The organism is Luteimonas yindakuii (assembly GCF_004803715.2).
In the GTDB taxonomy this organism is placed as follows: domain Bacteria; phylum Pseudomonadota; class Gammaproteobacteria; order Xanthomonadales; family Xanthomonadaceae; genus Luteimonas; species Luteimonas yindakuii.
Window position 1 is genome coordinate 2638658 of record NZ_CP039383.2, and the last position, 19069, is coordinate 2657726.

Annotated in this window: 23 protein-coding genes; 9 read left to right on the forward strand and 14 right to left on the reverse strand. The window is 70.0% G+C overall.

Going from position 1 to position 19069, the window contains the following annotated elements:
* Nucleotides 1-59 precede the first annotated feature (59 nt).
* The gene (locus E5843_RS12235) at nucleotides 60-455 is read right to left on the reverse strand and encodes a host attachment family protein (protein WP_134674197.1); all 396 of its coding nucleotides are present in this window, start codon (nucleotides 453-455) and stop codon (nucleotides 60-62) included.
* Between the two features lie 80 nt (nucleotides 456-535).
* Nucleotides 536-874, reverse strand: coding sequence for a thioredoxin family protein (locus E5843_RS12240; RefSeq protein WP_136412783.1), 339 nt, complete (start codon nucleotides 872-874; stop codon nucleotides 536-538).
* A gap of 222 nt (nucleotides 875-1096) precedes the next feature.
* Here E5843_RS12240 and E5843_RS12245 point away from each other — a divergent pair, with 222 nt between their 5' ends.
* Nucleotides 1097-1381, forward strand: coding sequence for a hypothetical protein (locus tag E5843_RS12245; protein ID WP_136412784.1), 285 nt, complete (start codon nucleotides 1097-1099; stop codon nucleotides 1379-1381).
* A 12-nt stretch (nucleotides 1382-1393) separates the two neighbouring features.
* On the opposite strand, the gene E5843_RS12250 is transcribed toward E5843_RS12245, so the two are convergent.
* Nucleotides 1394-1840, reverse strand: coding sequence for an FKBP-type peptidyl-prolyl cis-trans isomerase (locus E5843_RS12250; protein WP_136412785.1), 447 nt, complete (start codon nucleotides 1838-1840; stop codon nucleotides 1394-1396).
* 55 nt (nucleotides 1841-1895) lie between these two features.
* Nucleotides 1896-3083: a BaiN/RdsA family NAD(P)/FAD-dependent oxidoreductase gene (locus E5843_RS12255; protein ID WP_141066041.1), complete on the reverse strand. Its 1188-nt coding sequence runs from the start codon at nucleotides 3081-3083 to the stop codon at nucleotides 1896-1898.
* Nucleotides 3084-3258: 175 nt separating this feature from the next.
* Here E5843_RS12255 and E5843_RS12260 point away from each other — a divergent pair, with 175 nt between their 5' ends.
* The gene (locus E5843_RS12260) at nucleotides 3259-3816 is read left to right on the forward strand and encodes a COG4315 family predicted lipoprotein (RefSeq protein WP_136412786.1); all 558 of its coding nucleotides are present in this window, start codon (nucleotides 3259-3261) and stop codon (nucleotides 3814-3816) included.
* Nucleotides 3817-3897: 81 nt separating this feature from the next.
* On the opposite strand, the gene E5843_RS12265 is transcribed toward E5843_RS12260, so the two are convergent.
* Complete coding sequence (locus E5843_RS12265; RefSeq protein ID WP_136412787.1) at nucleotides 3898-4545, reverse strand: Rossmann-fold NAD(P)-binding domain-containing protein; 648 nt, start codon at nucleotides 4543-4545, stop codon at nucleotides 3898-3900.
* Nucleotides 4546-4797: 252 nt separating this feature from the next.
* Between E5843_RS12265 and E5843_RS12270 the strand changes: the two genes are divergently transcribed.
* Complete coding sequence (locus E5843_RS12270; protein ID WP_166816002.1) at nucleotides 4798-5754, forward strand: aldo/keto reductase; 957 nt, start codon at nucleotides 4798-4800, stop codon at nucleotides 5752-5754.
* 17 nt (nucleotides 5755-5771) lie between these two features.
* Here the strand turns inward: E5843_RS12270 and E5843_RS12275 are convergent, their stop codons facing one another.
* On the reverse strand, nucleotides 5772-7325 hold the full coding sequence (locus tag E5843_RS12275) for an N-acyl-D-amino-acid deacylase family protein (protein WP_166816004.1): 1554 nt from the start codon (nucleotides 7323-7325) through the stop codon (nucleotides 5772-5774).
* Nucleotides 7326-7491: 166 nt separating this feature from the next.
* On the opposite strand from E5843_RS12275, the gene E5843_RS12280 reads away from it, so the two are divergent.
* A complete protein-coding gene (locus E5843_RS12280) occupies nucleotides 7492-7881 on the forward strand; it encodes a DUF6165 family protein (protein ID WP_136412790.1) in 390 nt (129 codons plus the stop codon).
* 33 nt (nucleotides 7882-7914) lie between these two features.
* On the opposite strand, the gene E5843_RS12285 is transcribed toward E5843_RS12280, so the two are convergent.
* Nucleotides 7915-8745 (reverse strand): N-acetylmuramoyl-L-alanine amidase, encoded by an 831-nt coding sequence (locus E5843_RS12285; RefSeq protein WP_136412791.1) that lies wholly within the window; start codon nucleotides 8743-8745, stop codon nucleotides 7915-7917.
* Between the two features lie 176 nt (nucleotides 8746-8921).
* Here E5843_RS12285 and E5843_RS12290 point away from each other — a divergent pair, with 176 nt between their 5' ends.
* Together E5843_RS12290 and E5843_RS12295 are read left to right on the forward strand one after the other, a co-directional pair.
* Entirely contained in the window at nucleotides 8922-10013 is a 1092-nt protein-coding gene (locus E5843_RS12290) for a hypothetical protein (protein WP_244240775.1), read from the forward strand.
* 63 nt (nucleotides 10014-10076) lie between these two features.
* Nucleotides 10077-12086 carry a BCCT family transporter gene (locus E5843_RS12295; RefSeq protein ID WP_244240776.1) on the forward strand — a complete coding sequence of 670 codons (2010 nt, stop codon included), beginning with the start codon at nucleotides 10077-10079 and terminating at the stop codon, nucleotides 12084-12086.
* A gap of 67 nt (nucleotides 12087-12153) precedes the next feature.
* Here the strand turns inward: E5843_RS12295 and E5843_RS12300 are convergent, their stop codons facing one another.
* From E5843_RS12300 to dbpA, 4 genes are all read right to left on the reverse strand, one after another.
* The gene (locus tag E5843_RS12300; RefSeq protein WP_136412792.1) at nucleotides 12154-12447 is read right to left on the reverse strand and encodes a contact-dependent growth inhibition system immunity protein; all 294 of its coding nucleotides are present in this window, start codon (nucleotides 12445-12447) and stop codon (nucleotides 12154-12156) included.
* A 10-nt stretch (nucleotides 12448-12457) separates the two neighbouring features.
* Nucleotides 12458-13207 carry an RNase A-like domain-containing protein gene (locus E5843_RS12305; RefSeq protein WP_141066042.1) on the reverse strand — a complete coding sequence of 250 codons (750 nt, stop codon included), beginning with the start codon at nucleotides 13205-13207 and terminating at the stop codon, nucleotides 12458-12460.
* 90 nt (nucleotides 13208-13297) lie between these two features.
* Nucleotides 13298-13552 carry a Rho-binding antiterminator gene (locus tag E5843_RS12310; protein ID WP_166816006.1) on the reverse strand — a complete coding sequence of 85 codons (255 nt, stop codon included), beginning with the start codon at nucleotides 13550-13552 and terminating at the stop codon, nucleotides 13298-13300.
* 34 nt (nucleotides 13553-13586) lie between these two features.
* On the reverse strand, nucleotides 13587-14969 hold the full coding sequence (gene dbpA / locus E5843_RS12315; protein WP_141066043.1) for an ATP-dependent RNA helicase DbpA: 1383 nt from the start codon (nucleotides 14967-14969) through the stop codon (nucleotides 13587-13589).
* A 67-nt stretch (nucleotides 14970-15036) separates the two neighbouring features.
* Here dbpA and E5843_RS12320 point away from each other — a divergent pair, with 67 nt between their 5' ends.
* From E5843_RS12320 to E5843_RS12330, 3 genes are all read left to right on the forward strand, one after another.
* Nucleotides 15037-15288: a hypothetical protein gene (locus tag E5843_RS12320; RefSeq protein ID WP_136412795.1), complete on the forward strand. Its 252-nt coding sequence runs from the start codon at nucleotides 15037-15039 to the stop codon at nucleotides 15286-15288.
* A gap of 282 nt (nucleotides 15289-15570) precedes the next feature.
* Complete coding sequence (locus tag E5843_RS12325) at nucleotides 15571-15780, forward strand: cold-shock protein (RefSeq protein WP_134674212.1); 210 nt, start codon at nucleotides 15571-15573, stop codon at nucleotides 15778-15780.
* 137 nt (nucleotides 15781-15917) lie between these two features.
* Nucleotides 15918-16631 (forward strand): pseudouridine synthase, encoded by a 714-nt coding sequence (locus E5843_RS12330; protein ID WP_136413103.1) that lies wholly within the window; start codon nucleotides 15918-15920, stop codon nucleotides 16629-16631.
* Nucleotides 16632-16655: 24 nt separating this feature from the next.
* On the opposite strand, the gene E5843_RS14170 is transcribed toward E5843_RS12330, so the two are convergent.
* The 3 genes from E5843_RS14170 to E5843_RS12340 form a co-directional block, all read right to left on the reverse strand.
* Nucleotides 16656-16799, reverse strand: coding sequence for a hypothetical protein (locus E5843_RS14170; RefSeq protein WP_166816008.1), 144 nt, complete (start codon nucleotides 16797-16799; stop codon nucleotides 16656-16658).
* Between the two features lie 72 nt (nucleotides 16800-16871).
* On the reverse strand, nucleotides 16872-17687 hold the full coding sequence (locus E5843_RS12335; RefSeq protein ID WP_166816010.1) for a MipA/OmpV family protein: 816 nt from the start codon (nucleotides 17685-17687) through the stop codon (nucleotides 16872-16874).
* Nucleotides 17688-17758: 71 nt separating this feature from the next.
* Nucleotides 17759-19003, reverse strand: a complete 1245-nt coding sequence (locus E5843_RS12340; RefSeq protein ID WP_244240777.1) for an amidohydrolase family protein — start codon at nucleotides 19001-19003, stop codon at nucleotides 17759-17761.
* Nucleotides 19004-19069 lie beyond the last annotated feature (66 nt).

A 19069-nucleotide genomic window follows, 5' to 3' on the forward strand; every position in this document is an offset into this window, starting at 1 on the left:
CGGCGAGGGGCGCCAACCGGCGCCCCTGTTTTTGCGATCGCTCGGAGCGTCGAGCGCGGTCAGCCCTGCAGCGCGCGCTCGATGTCCTCCAGCGGCGCGTTGGTGAGGTTCTTGCCGATCTCGGCCAGCATCCGCGCACTGGTCTCCTTGTGCAGCAGCGGGCGCATCTGCCCGAGCGTCTGCGGGTCGGCCATCAGCACCAGGTGCTCGTACTGGTGCTTGAGCGCGGCGGCATTGAGGTTGTTCGCCAGCTGCTTGGCGAACGTGGCCTCGTCGATTTCGGCGCCAGTGGATTCGGTCGGCATGCTGCCCGCCGGGCCATCGTCGTTCATGTTCATCAGTTCGAGCAGTTCCTCCTGCCGCAGCATCGGGTACTGCTCGTCGCCGACATTGCGGAACACGCGCGCGCCGCCGCCATCTGCAACCACCACCAGGGTTCGGGCCGGAATCTTCATGGAATCTCCTGTGTCTGGGAACGTGCCGGCCACTCTAGGAAGCCGCCCGTGACGGACGCGGCCAAAGGCCGGCAGGTGATTCAGCCATCACCGGGCGACGGACCCGCCGCCGCCAGCGCCTGGGCCAGCTCGCCGCGGTCCTGTGGCCGCACCACCCGCGCCACTTCCTCGCCATCGCGCAGCACCACCAGCGTCGGCCACAGCTTCACCCGGTAGCTGCGGCCCAGCGGGCGTCCGCGCCCGTCCTCGATGCGGATATGGCGGACGTCGCCGCCGCGCGCGTCGATCACGGCGTCCACCAGCGGCTGCGCCATCCGGCAATGGCCGCACCAGTCGGTGCCGAAATCGAGCACCGTCACCCCAGCCAGCGCATCGGCATCGGTACGGGTGAGCGTCTCGGGCAGATAGTCGTGGGCCATCGCAACGTCTCCTGGAGAACCGGCCTGCAGCGTGCCCGACCACGCGTGCGCAGGCCGTGGTCGATTGGCCCGACCAACGGCGTGCAGATGTCAACGGTGCGGCCGCTATCGCGTTGGGTTACCTCTCAGTCCGTCTGGCCGAGAATGTGCCCACTGTCGCAGTCAGCCGGCCAGCGCTCGTAGTCGCCCGGCACCCGTTACATGGTTTATCGAGAAGTCCGCATGTCCCAGCTTTCCACCGCCGACCTGACATCCTCGCAACGGGCTGTCGACGAGGCGCTCGCCCGGCTCGAGGCCGAGATGCCGGACCTGCAGCATCGCCATCGCGACCTCTTCGCCTATGCCAACGCGTGGGCCGAGCGCCACGATGCGGTGCTGGCGATGACGCCGGCGGACCTGCGTGCCGGCGTGGAAGCGCGCCTGCGCCGCATCGGCGTGCGCTGGGGACTGGTGGACGGGGTGCGCACGACCACCCAGTTCCCGGCGCTCAAGCTGCCGCCGCGCTGACGCCCGGATCGATCAGGGCCGCTCGACGCCGAGCAGTTCCACGTCGAACACCAGCGATGCACCCGGCGGGATGGCCCGGCCGGCGCCACGCTCCCCATAGCCATACTCCGGCGGCAGCCGCAGTTCGCGCTGGCCGCCGACGCGCATGCCTGCCACGCCCTCGTCCCAGCCACGGATCACCTGGCCGGCGCCGAGGGTGAACTCGAACGGCGCGCCGCGCTTGCGCGAGCTGTCGAACGCGGCGCCGCGGTGGTCGGTGGCGTTCTCGTCATACAGCCAGCCGGTGTAATGCACGGTCACGGTGTCGCCGGCGCGCGCGGTCTCGCCATCGCCGCTGCGCAGGTCGATGCGTTCCAGCGTGGCCACGCGGCCGCCGGTATACGGCGGCGGGCCACCACAGGCGGCCAGCACGGCCAGGCAACCGGCGACGAGCGCAGCGCGGAGGGAGAGGACGGTCATGGGCGGCTCCGGGTGGCGGCGCCAGAGCATGCCATGCGGGTTGCGGACACGCGCCTCAGAATGCGCTGCCCGCCGCGTGCGCGGAGGCCCACGCCCACTGGAAGTTGTAGCCGCCGAGCCAGCCGGTGACGTCGAGCACCTCGCCGATGAAATGCAGCCCCGGCACGCGCCGCGATTCGAACGTCGTCGACGACACCTCGCGGGTATCGATGCCCCCCAGGGTGACTTCGGCGGTGCGGTAGCCCTCGGTGCCGCTGGCGACCAGCGGCCAGTCGCGCAACAGGGTGGCGGCTTCGCGCAGCTGCGGCGCGCTGTACTGGCGCATCGGCCGACTCGGCAGCCATACCTCGGCCAGGCGCTGCGCGAAGCGGCGCGGCAACACCTCGGCCAGGAGCGTGCGCAATTCCGCATCGGGGCGGTCATGGCGCCAGCCGGCCAGCAGCGCATCCACGTCGTGCCCGGGCAGCAGGTCGATGCGCAGCTCGTCGCCGGGCTGCCAGTACGAGGAGATCTGCAGGATCGCCGGCCCGCTGACGCCGCGATGGGTCACCAGCATCGCGTTGCGGAATGCCTGGCCGTTGCAGCGTGCCTCCACCGGGAACGCCACGCCGGCGAGGCCGTCCATCCGCTCCTGGTGCCTGCCGCTGAGCGTCAGCGGCACCAGGCCGGCGCGGGTCGGCAGCACCGTGTGGCCGAACTGTTCCGCCAGCCGGTAGCCGAAGCCGCTGGCGCCCAGGCTCGGGATCGACAACCCGCCACTGGCCACCACCAGCCGCGTGGCCTGCACGCGGCCGAGCCGGCAGTCGAGCTCGAAGCGGCCGTCGTCGCCAACCCCCACGGTCCCGATGGCGGCCTGTGTTTCCACCCGCACGCCGGCCCGTGCGCATTCGTCGAGCAGCATCCGCACGACGAGCTTGGACGAGTCGTCGCAGAACAGCTGGCCCAGCTCCTTCTCGTGCCAGGCGATGCGGTGGCGCTCGACCAGCTCGAGGAAATGCCAGGGCGTGTAGCGCGCCAGCGCCGATTTCACGAAATGCGGGTTCGCCGACAGGTAGTTGTCGGGCCCGGTGCCGGTGTTGGTGAAATTGCAGCGGCCGCCGCCGGACATCAGGATCTTCTTGCCGACCCTGTTCGACCCTTCCAGCACCAGCACGCGCAGGCCGCGCGCGCCGGCGGTCATCGCACACAGCAGGCCGGCAGCGCCGCCGCCCACCACCACCACGTCGGGTTCGAGCCGGATCATGGGCAGCCGCGCGGGCGTGCGGGTGGGGATGGCATCACGGCTCGACACATTGCAGGGCCGCGCATTCTAGGCCGGCGTGCAAGGCCGCGCTGCGCAACGCGGCGGATGCGGCTTCACGCCGGCTCGCGCCGCGGCTGCGGACACTCGGGCGTCCCACGCCTGCGCAGGAATCGCCATGTCCGCATGCCTGAAGTCCGGTTCCGTCCTTGCCCTGCTGCTTCTTGTGACCGCCTGCCAGGACCGTGCGCCTGAGGATGGCGCCTCCACCGGGTCGCCACGCGCAGGCGCCGCCGCCGATACCGCAACGCCTGCGGGAACGGCGCCGACCGCGGCGGCGCCTGCTGCCGGCCAGGGCGGCACGCAGGACCGTTCCCTGCTGTCGATTGCCGGTGACGGCACCGGCCCGGGTTATCTCACCGATGGCGCCGGCCAGGCGCTGTACGTGCTCGACGGCAACATCGGCGGTGACCGCTGCGATGCCGCCTGCGAGGAAGCCTGGCCGCCGGTGCTCGCCGACGGGGCCACGCCACGCGCGGATCCGCGGATCGGATCGGGCGGCGCTGGCGCGCTGCCGCGCAATGACGGCACCCGCCATGTCACCTACGAAGGCCAGCCGCTGTATCGCTATGCCGCCGACGCGGGCGCCGGACGCACCGCGGGCGATGGCGTGGAAGACCAGTGGGGTCGCTGGTCGCTGGTGCGCGTGGATGGGGCGCCCGCCGGCAACAACTGAGCCGCGGCATGACCGGTGGTCCCGGTTCGCCGGCACCGCGGTGACCGACATCCGTGTCCCATGCAGCGGATCGGTGATCGCTCAACCCGCCAGCGTGGCGGCGCCGATGACATGGCACCCGGGCCGCGCATCGAGCACCGCGTCGACCAGCGCATCGGCGATCCTGGCGGCGGGGCTGATCCGCCACGCGCGCGGCAGCAACGGGCCCAGCAGCCCGAGCACCGCGCCCGCGACGGCTTCACCGGCACGGTGCTCCGCGCGGTCGCCGCCGATCAGGCCAGGCCGTACCAGCACCAGCGTCTCGAACCCCATTGTTTCGAGCGCGCGCTCCAGTTCACCCTTGACCCGGCTGTAGAACACCCGCGAGCGCGCATCGGCCCCCGCGGCCGAGTTCAGGGCGTAGACGAGTGCGCCCGCGGCCTGCGCACGGCGCCCCACCTCAAGCGGATAGTCGTGATCGACGCGGCGGAACGCTTCGCGCGAACCGGCCTGACGCATGGTGGTGCCGAGCGTGCAGATCACCGCGTCCACCGCCCACCAGTCGGCGGCCGCTGGCAACGCATCGAAATCGACCACCGGATTGACCAGCTTCGCGTGCGTGACCGCGAGCGGCCGGCGCGTGGGCGCGACCACGCGCTGCACGCGCGGGGCGGCGAGCAGCCGCGCCAGCACCTCGCGGCCGACCAGGCCGGTGGCACCCACATGCAGCACGTTGGCGGTGGTGTTCATCGACAGCATCGTTGCAGTGCGGGCGTGAGCGGTCAGTCGCGCAGCGCGCGCGGCCACGGCTGCAGCTGCGGCGCCACCAGTGTTTCCGAGACCCGCCACAGGCGTGCGGCCATCGCCCGATCGGTCTACCAGGACACGGGCGTTCGACGACCAGGCGTCGGCGCAGTGGCCGCGCAGTCGCGGGGCAGTCGTGTTGTCGGCACGCCACCGCGATGGAAGAATCCGTGGCGTCTCCCGCACGGACCACCCCGGATGAACGCATCGATCCGCGATCCGCAGCGTCGCCGCCTGCTGCAGGGCCTGGCCATGTCCACCGTCGCACTGGCGCTGCCGACCTGGGCGCGAGCCGCCACCATGGCAGCCGACGATGCGCCGATCCTGCGTGCGATCCCGTCGAGCGGCGAGCGCATCCCGGTGGTCGGGCTTGGCGCCAATGCCTACGGCGTGCAGACGGCGGAAGAAAAGGCGCCGTTGCGCGAGGTCCTGCAGCGACTCGCGCAGGTGCCCAACAGCGTGATCGACACCGCGCCGTCGTACCGCAATTCCGAAGCGGTGCTGGGCGAGCTGATCGAAGAACTCGGGCTGCGCGAGCGCTTCTTCATCGCCACCAAGGTGACCGCGCCCGGCGGTGACGTCGCCGCCGGCATCGCGCAGATGGAGGCCTCGTTCCGGCATCTGCGCACCGACACCATCGACCTGATGATGGTGCACAACCTCAACGGTGCCGAGGCCATCCTGCCGACGCTGCTGGAATGGAAGCAGGCCGGTCGCCTGCGCCATATCGGCATCACCACCTCCAACAATGAACAGCACGCCGAAACCGCGGCGCTGATCCGCGCGCATCCACTCGACGTGGTGCAGGTGAACTATTCGCTCGGCAACCGCGCCGCCGAGGACATCGTGTTCCCCGCCGCGCAGGAGCGCGGCACCGCGGTGGTGCTCAACGTGCCGCTGGGTGGCCGCCGCGGCAGCCTGTTCGGCCGGGTCAGGGACGTGCCGCTGCCGGACTGGGCCGCTGAATCCGGTGCGTCGAGCTGGGCGCAGCTGTTCCTGAAGTACAACCTCGGCCATCCCGCGGTCACCGCGGTGCTGCCCGGGACCACGCGGGTGTCGAATCTCGAGGACAACCTCGGCGCCGGCCGCGGCGCATTGCCTGACGCGGCGCAGCGCCGTCGCATCGAAGTGTTCTGGGACGCGCTGCCGGAGTAGTCCGCGCCAGCCGCAGCTCAGCCGCTGCGCGCAGGATGTCGCAGCACCTGCCCCGCAGTGGCGGTGCGCTCGCCCTGTTCGAACACCGGCACGCCGGCGAGCACCACCAGGTCGAAGCCTTCCGCGTGTGCGAACGGATCGACGTAATCCGAACGCGCACGCACGCGGGCAGGATCGAACAGCACCAGGTCGGCGATCGCGCCAACGCGCACGCTGCCGCGGTCGGGCAATCGCAGGATCGACGCCGGCAGTGCGGTGGCCTTGCGCACGGCTTCTTCCAGTGGCACCACGCCGGCCACGGACTGCTCGATCCAGCGCGCGAAGGTGCCGGTCGCACGCGGATGACGCATGCCCGGGCCGCCGTCACTGGCGATGGCCACGTGCGGGTCCTGCAGCAGCCGCGCCTGCAGGGCCCCGTCCATGACGAAGTGCGCCGCACTGCCGCCGCCGGGGCCGATCTCCAGCAGGGCGTCGGCGAATGCCAGCTGCATCGCCGCGGCCACCTGCGCCAGCGTGCGCCCTGCATGCGGGCCGCTGCCGAACAGCAGCGCGTCGGGACCGCCACGGCGGGTCATGCGCTGTTCGAGCGCGGCGCGCAGTTCGTCGCGCCGCGTCGCCAGCACCTGCGCATAGTCGTGCGGCGGCAGCGCCCAGTCGGGGAACAGGATGCCGACACCGGTGTAGCTGGCGACGTAGGGATAGGCGTCGGCGGTCAGTTCGACGCCCGCGCGGCGCTGCGTATCGAGCGCAGCCAGCAACCGCTGCGCACGCGATTCGCCGTGGCCGTAGACGACCTTGAGGTGCGACACATGGGTCCGCGCCGGCCGGCTGGCCTCGATATGTTCGCGCAACGAGGCCTCCACCCGGTCGTCGTCTTCCGACCGCATGTGGCTCATCGCCACGCCGTCACGCGCGGCCACGACGCTGGCGAGCGCGGAGAGCTCCGCCGCGCCGGCGTACATGCCGGGCACGTATTCCAGGCCGGTGGACATGCCGAATGCGCCCGCTTCGAGGTCGGCGACCAGCAGCGCGCGCATCCGTGCGATGTCGGCCTCGCCGGGATCGCGCGTGTCGTCGGCGATACCGGCCTGCCGGCGCAGCGTGCCGTGGCCGGCGAGTGCCGCCACATTGATATCCGGACCGGCCTGCTCGACCGCCTCGAGCCAGCCCCGCAGACCACCTGCCGCCGCCGCACCGGCCGGGCTGCTGCCGTCCTGCCCGAGCACCACGGTGGTGACGCCCATCGCGAGGTAGCTGGCATACGAGGCATCGAGCGGGTCGCCATGCACGTGCAGGTCGATGAAGCCGGGCGCGAGCACGCGGCCACCGCCCTCCACCACCCGCGCACCGCGCGGTGCACGCGCGCCTGCGCGACCGATCACGGCGATGCGCCCGTCCTGCACCAGCACGTCGGCGGCGCGTGCCGGCGCACCGGTGCCGTCGACCAGGCGCACATCGCGCAGCAGCAACGCCGGCGGCGCGCCGGCGCGGGCCGCTGGCAGCAAGGCGCAGGCGCCCGCGGCGCCGAATGCCGCGAGCACTTCGCGACGTGACCAGCCGGATCCAGCCATGCGGAACATTCCCGAGCAGAGACCGGCGCAGTATGTCGCCGCGGTGCAGGCGGCTCCACCGGTGTGCTCAACCGCCCCTGTGCGCGCACCCGTTGCAGCGCGCCGCCGCCATGCCGTGGGGCGCCCCGGCGGCTATCATGACGCGTCCCCCGCCGCTGCTTTCGCGATGCACACCATCCTCACCCCCGTCTCCATCGGCGAGCTCGTCGACAAGATCACCATCCTCGAGCTCAAGGCCGAGCGCATCGACGACGAAGCCAAGCGCGGCAACGTGCGCGCGGAGCTCGACGGCCTGCTGCCGCTGTGGGAAGCACAGCAGTCGCGGCGGCCGGTGCTTGGCGAACTGAAGACCCGGCTGCATGCGATCAATGCGCGCATGTGGGAGATCCAGGACGCCCTGCGCGAGTGCGAGGCCGCGCAGCGTTTCGACGACCGCTTCATCGAGCTCGCACGCGGCGTCTACGCCACCAACGGCGAGCGGGTGCAGGTCAAGAACGAGATCAACCGCGTGGCCGGCTCCGCCCTGGTCGAGGAAAAGCAGTACCAGGGCGAGTAAGCGCGCAGCCGCGTCGCCGGTGCCGCTGCGGTTTCAGGGCAGCTGCGGGTTCGCCACCAGCATGCCGCCCGGCGTGGACACCACGTCCAGCAGCGCGGCGGTTTCCGCATCGGGCGTGCCATCGATGCCGGCGGGGCGGTACTTCATCTGGAACGTGCCGATGACCTGGCGAGTGGCCTCGTCCAGCTCGCCGCTGCGCGGCACTCGATAGCCCACCGCCTCCAGCCGCTGCTGGAACCAGTCGATATCCGGCAGCGGCCGCACCCCGTACTCGGCCAGCCGCTGGGCCACCTGCTGCGGATCCGGCCACGGCACCAGCCCCGCATCGGCCAACTGCTTCCACGGGAACATCGGCCCCGGATCCTGCTTGCGCCCCGGGGCGATGTCGGCATGGCCGAGCACGCGTGATGGCGCGATGTCATGGCGGTCGACGATGTCGCGTACCAGCGCGATCACCGCATCGACCTGCGCCTGCGGGTACGGCGCATACACCCGCCCCCCCGCTGTATCCACCCAACCCGCGTTGACGATCTCGATGCCGATCGATGAGGCGTTGAGCGCACTCGCGCCGTTCCAGTAGCTGTCGCCGGCGTGCCGCGCCATCCGCTCTTCCGGCACCAGCCGGTAGATGCGCACCGGTTCGTCGCTGACCAGGTAATGCGCCGACACGCCGCGCTCGTGGCCGGTGAGGATGTCCAGCGACCCGTCGAAATCGGCCACCGTGTAATGCAGCACCAGGTGCTGCACGCGACTGGCCTGCACGGCTGCGGGATGGCTGTCGTCGATACGCAACGCGCCGCCAGCGCAGGCGGCGAGCAGCAGCGGCACGGCGAGGACACAGACGGACAGCAACAGCTTGCGCATGGCGGGACCGGGTGACGTGGCAGCGCAGGTTAGCCCACGTGCGCGCGGACGTGGCATGAGCCAATGTGTACGCGTCACGTCGCCCCGACGCGTGGATGCGCATCGTGCCGTTGCCGTCCACGGCGGGGCGTCGCGCAGGCCATGCCCCCCGTTCCGGCATGCATGGAGGAGGCGCAGTGGTCCGGGTCATCCGTACATCGCTGCTGTGCGCAGCGCTCGTCGCGACCACCCTGCCGATACATGCAGCCGACGTCGCGCGCGCCTTCGACCCCGGCGGGGCGGTGCGCTTCAGCTACGGATGGCTGGACTATGGCCCGTCGACCGGCTTCGAGCCCGAACTGGTCCGCCTCGATGCACGGGGCACGGTCGGGCGCTTCGACTACTCGGCGCAGTACCGCTGGTACGACGGCTTCGACGCCATCCACCACGCGTGGGCCGGCTGGCGTCCCGACGACGCAAACCACCTGCGCGTCGGCGTGCAACAGGTGCCGTTCGGGCTGCTGCCGCAGGCGTCGCACAGCTTCTGGTTCGGCTCCGGCTATTACCTCGGCATCGAGGACGATTACGACCCCGGCGTGGTCTGGCAGCACGACAGCGGCACGCGCGTCGTGCACCTGGGCGTGTTCGCGGGCGACGAGTACGGAAACGGCGCGCGCTACGACCGCTACTCCTTCGATGTGGCCACCACCGACGCCCTGCCCTACCGCGAACGCGAGCGTGTGGTCGCACGGTACGAGCACACCGGCACGTGGCGGGGCGGCGTGCTGGCCACCGGGATCTCGGCGTTCGCCGGCCATGTGCAACGCCGCGACGACGACAGACGCCACGCGCACCAGGCGGCCGCCATGCATGCACGCTGGACCCGGGGAGCGGCCACCGTCGAGCTGCAGTGGGCGCGCTACCGTTATGCCGTCGACGGGCCGCGCATCGCGATGTCCGCCTTCATGGCCCCGTTCGAGATCGCCGCCGAGGCCGACGTGCCCAGCGTCAACGTCGCCTGGGCGCTGCAGCGCACGGGCTGGTTCGATGCTGTCACCTGCTACAACAATCTCAGCGCCACCCTGCCCGTGCGCGACGACCCGGGCCTGCGCGATTCCTGGCAGAACGTCACCGGGTGCAGCCTCGCCAAGGGGCCGATGCTGACCTATGTCGACTGGATCGCCGGCAGGAACATGTGGTTTGCCGGCGGCGCCGGCATCGGGGTCGACGAGCCGGGCTCCGACCGCTGGCGCTCGCGGTTGAACATCAATGTCGGGTTCTACTTCTGATGGCCGCGGCGCCATCCACACGCCCGCACCACGCCGTCCGCGCATCATGGGCCGGACGCCACCATGACCGCGAGGCCCACCATGGACCAGCCTGACCAGACCCCCGCACCGCAGGGACGGTTCGCGCATGTGCTGTGGCCGGTGTTCCTGCCGTCGGCGGGGCTGGTGCTGCTGCTGGTGCTGCTGTCGTTCGTCATCCCGATCCGGATGGAGGCCATGTTCCAGGGCGCGCAGCGCTGGGTGGCCGACGACGCCGGCTGGTTCACCATCGCCGCGGTGGCCGGTTTCCTGGTGTTCGTGGTCGGCGTGGCGATCAGCGGCTTCGGCCGGCTGCGCCTGGGGCCGGAACACAGTCGCCCCGACTACAGCTACCGCACCTGGTTCGCGATGCTGTTCGCGGCCGGCATGGGCATCGGCCTGATGTTCTTCGGCGTGGCCGAGCCGATCATGCATTACGCCGATCCGCCGGTTGGCGATGCGCGCACGATCGCCGCGGCGCGCAGCGCGATGCGCATCACCTTCTTCCACTGGGGCGTGCATGCGTGGGCGATCTACGCGGTGGTCGCGCTGTCGCTGGCGTACTTCGCCTATCGCCATGGCCTGCCGCTGCGCATCCGCTCCGCGCTCTATCCGCTGATCGGCGAGCGCATCCACGGCCCGGTCGGGCATGCGGTCGATACCTTCGCGGTGCTGGGCACTATCTTCGGCCTGGCCACCTCGCTGGGCCTGGGCGTCATCCAGATCAATACCGGCCTGAGCTACCTGTTCGGTCTCGAGGTCAACGTGACCATGCAGGTGGTACTGATCACGGTGATCACGCTGATCGCCACCGGTTCGGTGGTGTCGGGGCTGGACCGCGGCGTGCGCCGGCTGTCAGAGCTCAACATGCTGATGGCGGTGACCCTGCTCACGTTCGTGCTGCTGGTCGGGCCGACGACGCACCTGCTGCAGGCGTTCGTGCAGAACACCGGCATGTACATCTCCAGCCTGTTCGCGATGACCTTCAACCTCTATGCCTACGAGCCGACCAGCTGGCTCGGCGGCTGGACGCTGTTCTACTGGGGCTGGTGGATCGCGTGGTCGCCGTTCGTGGGCATGTTCATCGCGCGCATCTCGCGCGGCCGCACGGTGCGCGAATTCGTGCTCGGCGTGCTGCTGGTGCCGCTTGGCTTCACCTTCCTGTGGATGACGGTGTACGGCAACACCGCACTGCACCTGGTGATCGTGCAGGGGGTGGCCGGGCTCGCCGACGCGGTGGCCGCCGATACCTCGGTGGCGCTGTTCCGCTTCCTCGAGGAGTTCCCGCTGGCGTCGCTCACCTCCGGGCTGGCGGTGCTGTTGGTGGTGATCTTCTTCGTGACCTCGGCCGATTCCGGCTCGCTGGTGATCGACATGCTCACCAGCCGAGGCGAGGAGCAGTCACCGACCTGGCAGCGGATCTTCTGGGCGCTGCTGGTGGGCGCGGTGGCGATCGCACTGCTGATCGCCGGTGGCCTCGGCGCATTGCAGGCGGCCACCATCGCCAGCGCGCTGCCCTTCACCGTGGTGATGATCCTGATGTGCTGGGGCGTGCTGCGGGCGATGCAGCTGGAAATGGTCAAGCAGCGCAGCACGCGCGAGGCGCGGCTGCTGCCGGCGGGCCTCGGCGGCGAGAACTGGAAGGCCCGGCTGCAGGCGCTGGTGCGTCATCCGACCCTGGCGGAAGTGGGCGGGTTCATCGAAGCCCAGGTGCGCCCGGCGCTGGAGGAAGTCGCGCAGGAACTGCGCCGGCAGGGGCTCGACGCGCGCGTCGCGTCAGGCGACGACGGGCGCGTGTGGGTGGAGGTCGGCCACGGCGAGGAAATGGACTTCTTCTACTCGGTGCGCCCGCAGGCCTACGAACCGCCGAGCTTCATCCTGTCCGATCCGCGCCGGCAGCAGCATCCCGCCGGCGACGTCGACTACCGCGCCGAAGTGCACCTGCGCGAAGGCGGCCAGGGCTACGACGTGATGGGCTGGCGCCGCGAGGCACTGATCCACGACGTGCTCGACCAGTACCAGCGCCATATGCATTTCCTGCAGCTGGTGCGCTGAAGGCGGCTGCAAACCCCAGGACGCGCTGGTCAGGACTTCCGCCCGCGCGGGAGTGACGTGTTGGCGATCAGCCGTTGCCGAGCAGCAGGCCGTACACCCGCCCGAGCCACGCGCGCCAGGTCGCGCCGTCCTCGGTCGGGTCGTACTCGCAGCCCATTCCCCGCGCGATCGTGGCCAGCGTCGCTTCGTCATGGTCGTGCGACAGCAGCCGCGCGATGTCCTCGGCGGCCGCCTCCACCTGCGCCGGCGATTCCGATTCCCGGTAGTAGTCGATCACGCCCTCGGGCTTGGCATGTTCGGTCTGCCAGTCCTGGTGGAAATAGGCGGCAAGGAAGTTCTCGAGCTGCGGGTAGTCGCTCATCGGCACGGACTCAGGGCGGTGTCGGGTAACCGGTGACGATTCTATAGCCGATGTCGAGGCGGTCCGACCGCTCCAGCACCAGCCGCACCGAATACACATCGGTGGCGTCGCTGTCGCCGCGCTTCACCGAGATGCCGGTGCTCGCATCGAAGCGTGCATCCACCACCAGGCGGTTGCCGCCCTGGCCGTCGAGCCAGGCATCGATGCGATCCTGGTGTTCGCCGATGGTCGCCGACACGAAGTGCTCGGCGGCGGGCAGGTCGACGAAGCTGGACGCGGCACTGATGTTCTCGCGGCGCACGCGGTCGACCAGCCACTGCTCGCTCTTGCCGACATGGCGCTCGATCAGATGGCCGCCGACGTCCTCGTGCGCTTCCAGCCCGCCCCCGGGCACCTGGCCGGTGCCGTCGGGAGCGTCCGGGCCATCGGTTCCAAGGTGCTCGCCCAGGCGTTCGATGGTGGCTTCCAGTGTCTGGCGCGTGGCAGCGTCGAGCCCGCGCGTCGGCATGTCCTCGAGCGCGGTCTGGATGCGGCCCAGCAGCGGATCGAGCTGCTCGCCGAACACCGGCGATTGCGTGGCAAGCGCGATGGCGTCATCGGTCTGGCCTAGGAACGCGGGCAGCTCGCCGCTGTCCGCGAGGTCCGCGAGATGGCGACCGAGATCGTGACCGGAGGCCGCCGCATCGAGTGCGGACATCGGCTTCGTGGCCTGCAGGGCGTGCAGCGGCGATTGTGCCAGCGGGTTGATCGCGTCGAGCATCGGAAGGCTCCGGATGGACGCGCAGCAGACTAGGCATCAGCACCCGATGTCGAAACTGGGGCCGACCCGAGGTGATCCCGCTGCCGCGGTTCAGGGTCGAAAGTCGGCGAGGCGGATGCCGTCGATGGACACGATACGGTCGAAGCGGATGCTCTCGCCGGTGTCGAGCCGCATGTACTCGCCGTCGGCACGGGTCTCGAGATCCGCGATCCGCGCTTGCCGGTGCTGGATGCCGGCCTGCGCATCACGGAACTCGACTGTCACCGGCTTCCGAAGTGTCGCGGCGGCTTCCAGGATGTCGTGGAAGTCGCAGCTGATAGGCCGGTAGTCGTCTTCGATGTCCATCACGATCCACCTCACCGCTTCGCACGGCATGCGCCTACAGCCGGTTGACGCGGAATTTCCGCCCCTTGATCTTTCCCTGGCGCAATGCCGCCAGTGCGTTGTCTGCCTGCCGACGCGCGATGGCGACATAGCTGCGGGTGGCGAACACGTCGATCCTGCCGATCGCATCCTTGTGCAGCTTCACCTCGCCGGTCAGCGCACCAACGATGTCGCCGGCGCGCAGCTTGTCGGTGCGGCCGGCATCGATGCGCAGCGTGGCCATGGCCGCCGGTGGCACGTTGGCGGCCCTGCCCGACAGCGGCTGCAGCGTTTCCCAGCGCAGCGGCTGGCCCTGCCGCTCCTCGATCATCGTCGCGCGCGGCAACTCGCGCGGCGTGCACAGGCTCAGCGCAAGGCCGTCGCGGCCGGCGCGCCCGGTGCGGCCGATGCGGTGCAGGTAGGTGTCGGCGTCGGTGGGCAACTCATAGTTCACCACCGCGCCGATGTCCTCGACATCGAGCCCGCGCGCGGCGACGTCGCTGGCCACCAGCACGCTGCAGCTGCGGTTGGCGAACTGCACCAGTACCTCGTCGCGGTCGCGCTGCTCCATGTCGCCGTGCAGGGCCAGCGCGGTGAAGCCGTAGTGGGTCAGCGAACCGACCACTTCCACGGTATCGGCGCGCGTATTGCAGAACACCACCGTCGATTCCGGCTGGAAGCGCAGCAGCAGTGCCGCCAACGCCGGCGCACGCCGTGCAGGTTCGACCTCGAAGAACAGCTGCGCGATGGTCGCCGGCTGCGCGCCGCCATCGACGCTGATCTCCTGCGCGTCGCGCAGCATCGCATTGGCCAGCGCGCGGATTGCCTCGGGGAACGTGGCCGAGAACAGCAGGCCCTGGCGATCCTTCGGCACGCGCCTGGCGATGTCGCGGATCGCTTCCTCGAAGCCCATGTCGAGCATGCGGTCGGCCTCGTCGAGCACCAGCGTGCGCACGCCATCCAGATGCAACGCCTTCTTCTTCACCAGCTCCTGGATGCGCCCGGGCGTGCCGACCACCACGTGCGGATCGTGGGTCAGCGACGCCAGCTGCGGGCCGAGCGGAATCCCGCCGCACAGGATCGACACCTTGAGGTTCGGAATACCGACGGCGAGTCTGCGCAGCTGCTTGCCGACCTGGTCGGCGAGTTCGCGCGTCGGGCACAGCACCAGCGCCTGGGTCTTGATGCGCGCGGGATCCAGCCGCGCCAGCAGTCCGAGCCCGAACGCCGCGGTCTTGCCGCTGCCGGTCGGCGCCTGCGCGATCACGTCGCGCCCTTCGAGGATGGCGGGCAGCGACTGCGCCTGCACCGGCGTCATCGTGGTGTAGCCCAGCGCCTCCACACCCTGCAGCAGGGCGGGCGGAATGGCGAGATTGGTGAACGGGAGCGTTTCGGTCATGCGCGCATGATCGCAGGTCACGCGGTGCGACCGGGCACAATCGCCATCCCCAGCATCCGGAGCCGCCATGCGCGACCAGCTCACCATCGCCGTCAGCGAGCTCTATACCGGCATCCGCCACGAACACTGGCACGGCAGGACGTTCCGCCAGTTCTGGGAGTGGTTCAACGCACGCTGCATCCATATCGTCGCCGTGGCGGAGGCGGACGAACTCGCGGAGCTCGAGGTGCAGCTGCTGGACGTACGCGCCGCGATCGAGGACGCCGGCTACATGGTGTCGTCCGATCGCCTGGACGAGGTGATCGCCGCGGAGGCCTAGGACGGCCAGGATCGTCACCTCGATGAATCCGAAGACATGGCCGGAAAGCGCGCCCGAACAAATTCCACCCACCGGCCCGGAAGTGCGCTAAGGTGCACCCACTGTTCAAAGCGGGATCACGGTACATCGTGGCTCCGATGCGGTTGATCACAGGTTCCAGGGTCGCGAAGGCGGCCTTTCCAGACGATCCGCTCCATCGCTTCGCGTTACCCCTTGCTCGATACAGTCCGGCACCGCACACCGCGGGCCGTGCATCCTCAAACTGATCCAAGGAGTAACACCATGTCTGATCGTCAAATCGGTACCGTCAAGTGGTTCAACGACGCCAAGGGCTTCGGCTTCATCACCCCGCAGAGCGGTGACGACCTGTTCGTCCACTTCCGTTCGATCCAGGGCAGCGGCTTCAAGTCGCTCCAGGAAGGCCAGAAGGTCTCGTTCAAGGTTGCGCAGGGCCAGAAGGGCCTGCAGGCCGAAGAAGTCCAGGCCGAGTAATCCACTCGACCTTACCGCGCAAGCGGTGACGAAAACCCCGGGCGAAAGTCCGGGGTTTTTTGTTGTCCCGACAATGACCGCGCACGCGGCATCTGCCAGACTGCGCGCCTTTCGCGACCCGGGTGACCCACGCCACCATGCGCCTGAACAAGCACATCAGCGACACCGGCTACTGCTCGCGGCGCGAGGCCGACCGGCTGATCGCCGAGGGCCGGGTGACGGTGAACGGCCAGCGCGGCCGGGTGGGCTCGGAAGTCGGCGAAGGCGACACCGTGATGATCGACGGCCAGCCGCTGCAGCAGCGCACGGCCGCGCCGGGCAAGCGCCGGCATGTCTACATCGCGCTGCACAAGCCGGTCGGCATCACCTGCACCACCGAGTCATCGGTGAAGGGCAACATCGTCGACTTCGTCGACCACCGCGAGCGCATCTTCCCGATCGGCCGGCTCGACAAGGATTCCGAAGGGCTGATCCTGATGACCAGCAACGGCGACATCGTCAACGCGATCCTGCGCGCCGAGAACAAGCTGGAAAAGGAATACCTGGTGACCGTGAACCACCCGGTCACCCCCGACATCCTGCGCGGGATGGCGCGCGGCGTGCCGGTGCACGGGCAGACCACCCTGCCCTGCCGCACCGGCCCGCTCGGCAGGTTCGGCTTCCGCATCACCCTGGTGCAGGGCCTCAACCGCCAGGTCCGGCTGATGGCCGCGCACTTCAACCTGCGGGTGAAGCAGCTGATCCGCGTGCGCATCGGGCCGGTGAAGCTGGCGCACCTGAAGCCCGGGCAGTGGCGCAACCTCACCGACGCCGAGCTGCGCGCCCTGCTGCCGGGCCAGGCGGAGTTCTAGCGACCGCCGGCGGCCGTCGCGTGGTCAGTGCCCGCCTTGGCGCTTCTGTGACTTGTCGCCCTCGCCCGGGTTCGACAGCTTCCCGGCATCCTGCTCGCGTGGTGTCCGCGCGGGGGCCTTCTCCTGCTGTGACTTCTTCATGCTGTCCGGCGTCTGCGGCGTGGTCATCGTGCGTCTCCGGTGGTGGCGGTGAGCCAGTGCCGCCACCCTGCGCCGCGCAGGATCACGCCAACGTGCAGGTCAGCGCCGGCGCAGCCACCACGGGGTGAAGCCGCGCGACACGCCGATGAACATCGACGCGCTGCCTTCGGTGCCGGAGTCGACCAGCGGGCTGTCGGTGATCGCATCCGGCAGCTGGCTGTAACGCAGCGAGCCCACCAGCGACCAGGTGCGCCCCAGCGGCCGGAAGAACGACACCCCGGCATGCGGCGTGGTCACCGCGCCCGGCCGGTAGTCGACCACGCCGCGCGCCACTTCCCTGCGCAGCGTGCCGTAGTAGTAGTCGGCCATGTCGCCGGACCACCAGGTCGCGCCGACGATCGGCGTCAACACGCCACCGCCCACGCGCAGCGGATAGCCGTACTGCAGCGAGGCTTCCTGGCCGCCGCTGCGGTCGGTGGCATCGGTCAGCAGTTCGAGCTGCAGTTCGCCGGCGCGGCCGCTCCATTCCATGCCCACGCCGACATCGAGGCCGCGGTCGCGGTCTTCCAGCAGGTCGGCATCGATGCCGTTGCGCGCCAGTTGTCCGCGGTCGAGATCGTCATCGACATCGAAGCCGTCGAAGCGCGCCTTGGCCAGCGCGGAGAACTCGAACGTCGCGGTATCGACGAACCGCCAGCCGGCGGTCACCCCGCGGAAATAGAAGCGCTCGCCCTCGTACGACAGCAGCGGAATCGGAATGACCCGCGTGCCCTCGCCCGCATACGGGCTGTCGGATACCGCAGCAGCAACCCCGATGCCCCAGGGCGAGCGCTCCGGTGGACCGGCCGCCGGCGCCTGGGCGGCAGCATCGAAGGCGATCGCGGACAACAGCACGGGCAGGAGCAGCTTGATCATGGGCGGGCGCGCAGAGGAGGGGCTGCCGACAGTACGGGACGACGCTGGCAGCGCCTGCGAAGGCGGCAGCATCAGTCCGCCTTGCGGTAGACGATGCGGCCGCCACGGATGGTCGCCTCGACATCGGCGAAGCCGGTGGGATCGGCCGCGGGGTCGGTGCTCAGCAGCACCAGGTCGGCAGCGAAGCCCGGTGCGATCCGCCCCGCGCGGTCGCCCTGGCCGAAGCGCTGCGCCGGCGCGGTGGTCAGCGATGCCAGCACCTGGCGCCAGTCCAGCCCGGCGAGTACCAGCAGTTCGAACTCGCGGCGGGTGTCGACATGGTCGATGAAGTCCACGTCGGTGCCGAACAGCAACGTACCGCCGGCCTCGGCGTAGGCGCGCACCTGCGCGGTGGCGTTGTCGAGGAACCGCTGCAGCACGAACGCCGGCACCTGCTCCTTGCGCAGCTCGTGGTCGAACAGCGTCAGCGTCGGCACCAGCGCGACGTCGGCCGCGCGCAGGCGCTGGACCAGCGCGTCGTCCCACGGCCCCGAGTCGGGCGTGGTGTGGGCGAGCACGTCGACACCGCTGGCCAGCGCGATCTCGATGCCCTGCGTGTTGGTGGGATGCGCGAACACCGGCTTGCCGGTCGCATGCGCTTCCTCGACCACCGCGCGCGCGATGCCGACATCCATCGGCAACACCCCCACTTCGCCACCGACGATCGCCCCGGCGAACAGCTTCAGGCCATCGGCACCATCGGCGATCTGCCGGCGCGCACGCGCGCGCGCTACATCGGCGGTGGCCACTTCGCCGCTGGCCACGCCGGGGCGCTGGAACAGCTCCCGCACATACACCGGCGTGCCGTTCTCGGGATAGAACGGCGCATCGACGTGGAGGATCGCCGGCCCGTCGAGTTCATCGGCCTCCACGCGACGGCGCAACGCCGCGGCGTTGCCGGGCAGGCCGCCGATGTCGAAGAGCGTGGTGAAGCCCCAACGGGTGAAGGTCTCGCGCACCTGTGTTTCCAGCACATCGGCCGGCTGCGTGCCCGCCTCGATCAGCACCGGCGAGATCAGGTGCACATGGCTGTTCCAGAACCCGGCGACCAGCGCCCTGCCCGCACCATCGATGCGCTCCGCGCCCTCCGGCACGCGCACCTCATCCGCCGCACCCACAGCAACGATGCGGCCATCGCGGACCAGCACCGTGGCGTTGTCGATGGGCGCGGCATCAGGCGCTGGATAGACGCGTGCACCGGTGATGGCGAGATCGGCGGCGGCGACGGCGTGCGTGGCGCACAGGCACAGTGCCAGCAGGATGGTTCTGATCATCATGTTGATTCCCCCTTGTGCCGGCGGATTCTCGGGCCACGCCGCAGCGCCCGCCATATGTCGGAAGAC

What these genes read in the sequence shown, in the direction of transcription:
- E5843_RS12235 (WP_134674197.1), bottom strand. Translation starts at nt 455, where the DNA reads ATGAAGATTCCGGCCCGAACCCTGGTGGTGGTTGCAGATGGCGGCGGC.
- E5843_RS12240 (WP_136412783.1), bottom strand. Translation starts at nt 874, where the DNA reads ATGGCCCACGACTATCTGCCCGAGACGCTCACCCGTACCGATGCCGAT.
- E5843_RS12245 (WP_136412784.1), top strand. Translation starts at nt 1,097, where the DNA reads ATGTCCCAGCTTTCCACCGCCGACCTGACATCCTCGCAACGGGCTGTC.
- E5843_RS12250 (WP_136412785.1), bottom strand. Translation starts at nt 1,840, where the DNA reads ATGACCGTCCTCTCCCTCCGCGCTGCGCTCGTCGCCGGTTGCCTGGCC.
- E5843_RS12255 (WP_141066041.1), bottom strand. Translation starts at nt 3,083, where the DNA reads ATGATCCGGCTCGAACCCGACGTGGTGGTGGTGGGCGGCGGCGCTGCC.
- E5843_RS12260 (WP_136412786.1), top strand. Translation starts at nt 3,259, where the DNA reads ATGTCCGCATGCCTGAAGTCCGGTTCCGTCCTTGCCCTGCTGCTTCTT.
- E5843_RS12265 (WP_136412787.1), bottom strand. Translation starts at nt 4,545, where the DNA reads ATGAACACCACCGCCAACGTGCTGCATGTGGGTGCCACCGGCCTGGTC.
- E5843_RS12270 (WP_166816002.1), top strand. Translation starts at nt 4,798, where the DNA reads ATGAACGCATCGATCCGCGATCCGCAGCGTCGCCGCCTGCTGCAGGGC.
- E5843_RS12275 (WP_166816004.1), bottom strand. Translation starts at nt 7,325, where the DNA reads ATGGCTGGATCCGGCTGGTCACGTCGCGAAGTGCTCGCGGCATTCGGC.
- E5843_RS12280 (WP_136412790.1), top strand. Translation starts at nt 7,492, where the DNA reads ATGCACACCATCCTCACCCCCGTCTCCATCGGCGAGCTCGTCGACAAG.
- E5843_RS12285 (WP_136412791.1), bottom strand. Translation starts at nt 8,745, where the DNA reads ATGCGCAAGCTGTTGCTGTCCGTCTGTGTCCTCGCCGTGCCGCTGCTG.
- E5843_RS12295 (WP_244240776.1), top strand. Translation starts at nt 10,077, where the DNA reads ATGACCGCGAGGCCCACCATGGACCAGCCTGACCAGACCCCCGCACCG.
- E5843_RS12300 (WP_136412792.1), bottom strand. Translation starts at nt 12,447, where the DNA reads ATGAGCGACTACCCGCAGCTCGAGAACTTCCTTGCCGCCTATTTCCAC.
- E5843_RS12305 (WP_141066042.1), bottom strand. Translation starts at nt 13,207, where the DNA reads ATGCTCGACGCGATCAACCCGCTGGCACAATCGCCGCTGCACGCCCTG.
- E5843_RS12310 (WP_166816006.1), bottom strand. Translation starts at nt 13,552, where the DNA reads ATGGACATCGAAGACGACTACCGGCCTATCAGCTGCGACTTCCACGAC.
- dbpA (WP_141066043.1), bottom strand. Translation starts at nt 14,969, where the DNA reads ATGACCGAAACGCTCCCGTTCACCAATCTCGCCATTCCGCCCGCCCTG.
- E5843_RS12320 (WP_136412795.1), top strand. Translation starts at nt 15,037, where the DNA reads ATGCGCGACCAGCTCACCATCGCCGTCAGCGAGCTCTATACCGGCATC.
- E5843_RS12325 (WP_134674212.1), top strand. Translation starts at nt 15,571, where the DNA reads ATGTCTGATCGTCAAATCGGTACCGTCAAGTGGTTCAACGACGCCAAG.
- E5843_RS12330 (WP_136413103.1), top strand. Translation starts at nt 15,918, where the DNA reads ATGCGCCTGAACAAGCACATCAGCGACACCGGCTACTGCTCGCGGCGC.
- E5843_RS14170 (WP_166816008.1), bottom strand. Translation starts at nt 16,799, where the DNA reads ATGACCACGCCGCAGACGCCGGACAGCATGAAGAAGTCACAGCAGGAG.
- E5843_RS12335 (WP_166816010.1), bottom strand. Translation starts at nt 17,687, where the DNA reads ATGATCAAGCTGCTCCTGCCCGTGCTGTTGTCCGCGATCGCCTTCGAT.
- E5843_RS12340 (WP_244240777.1), bottom strand. Translation starts at nt 19,003, where the DNA reads ATGATGATCAGAACCATCCTGCTGGCACTGTGCCTGTGCGCCACGCAC.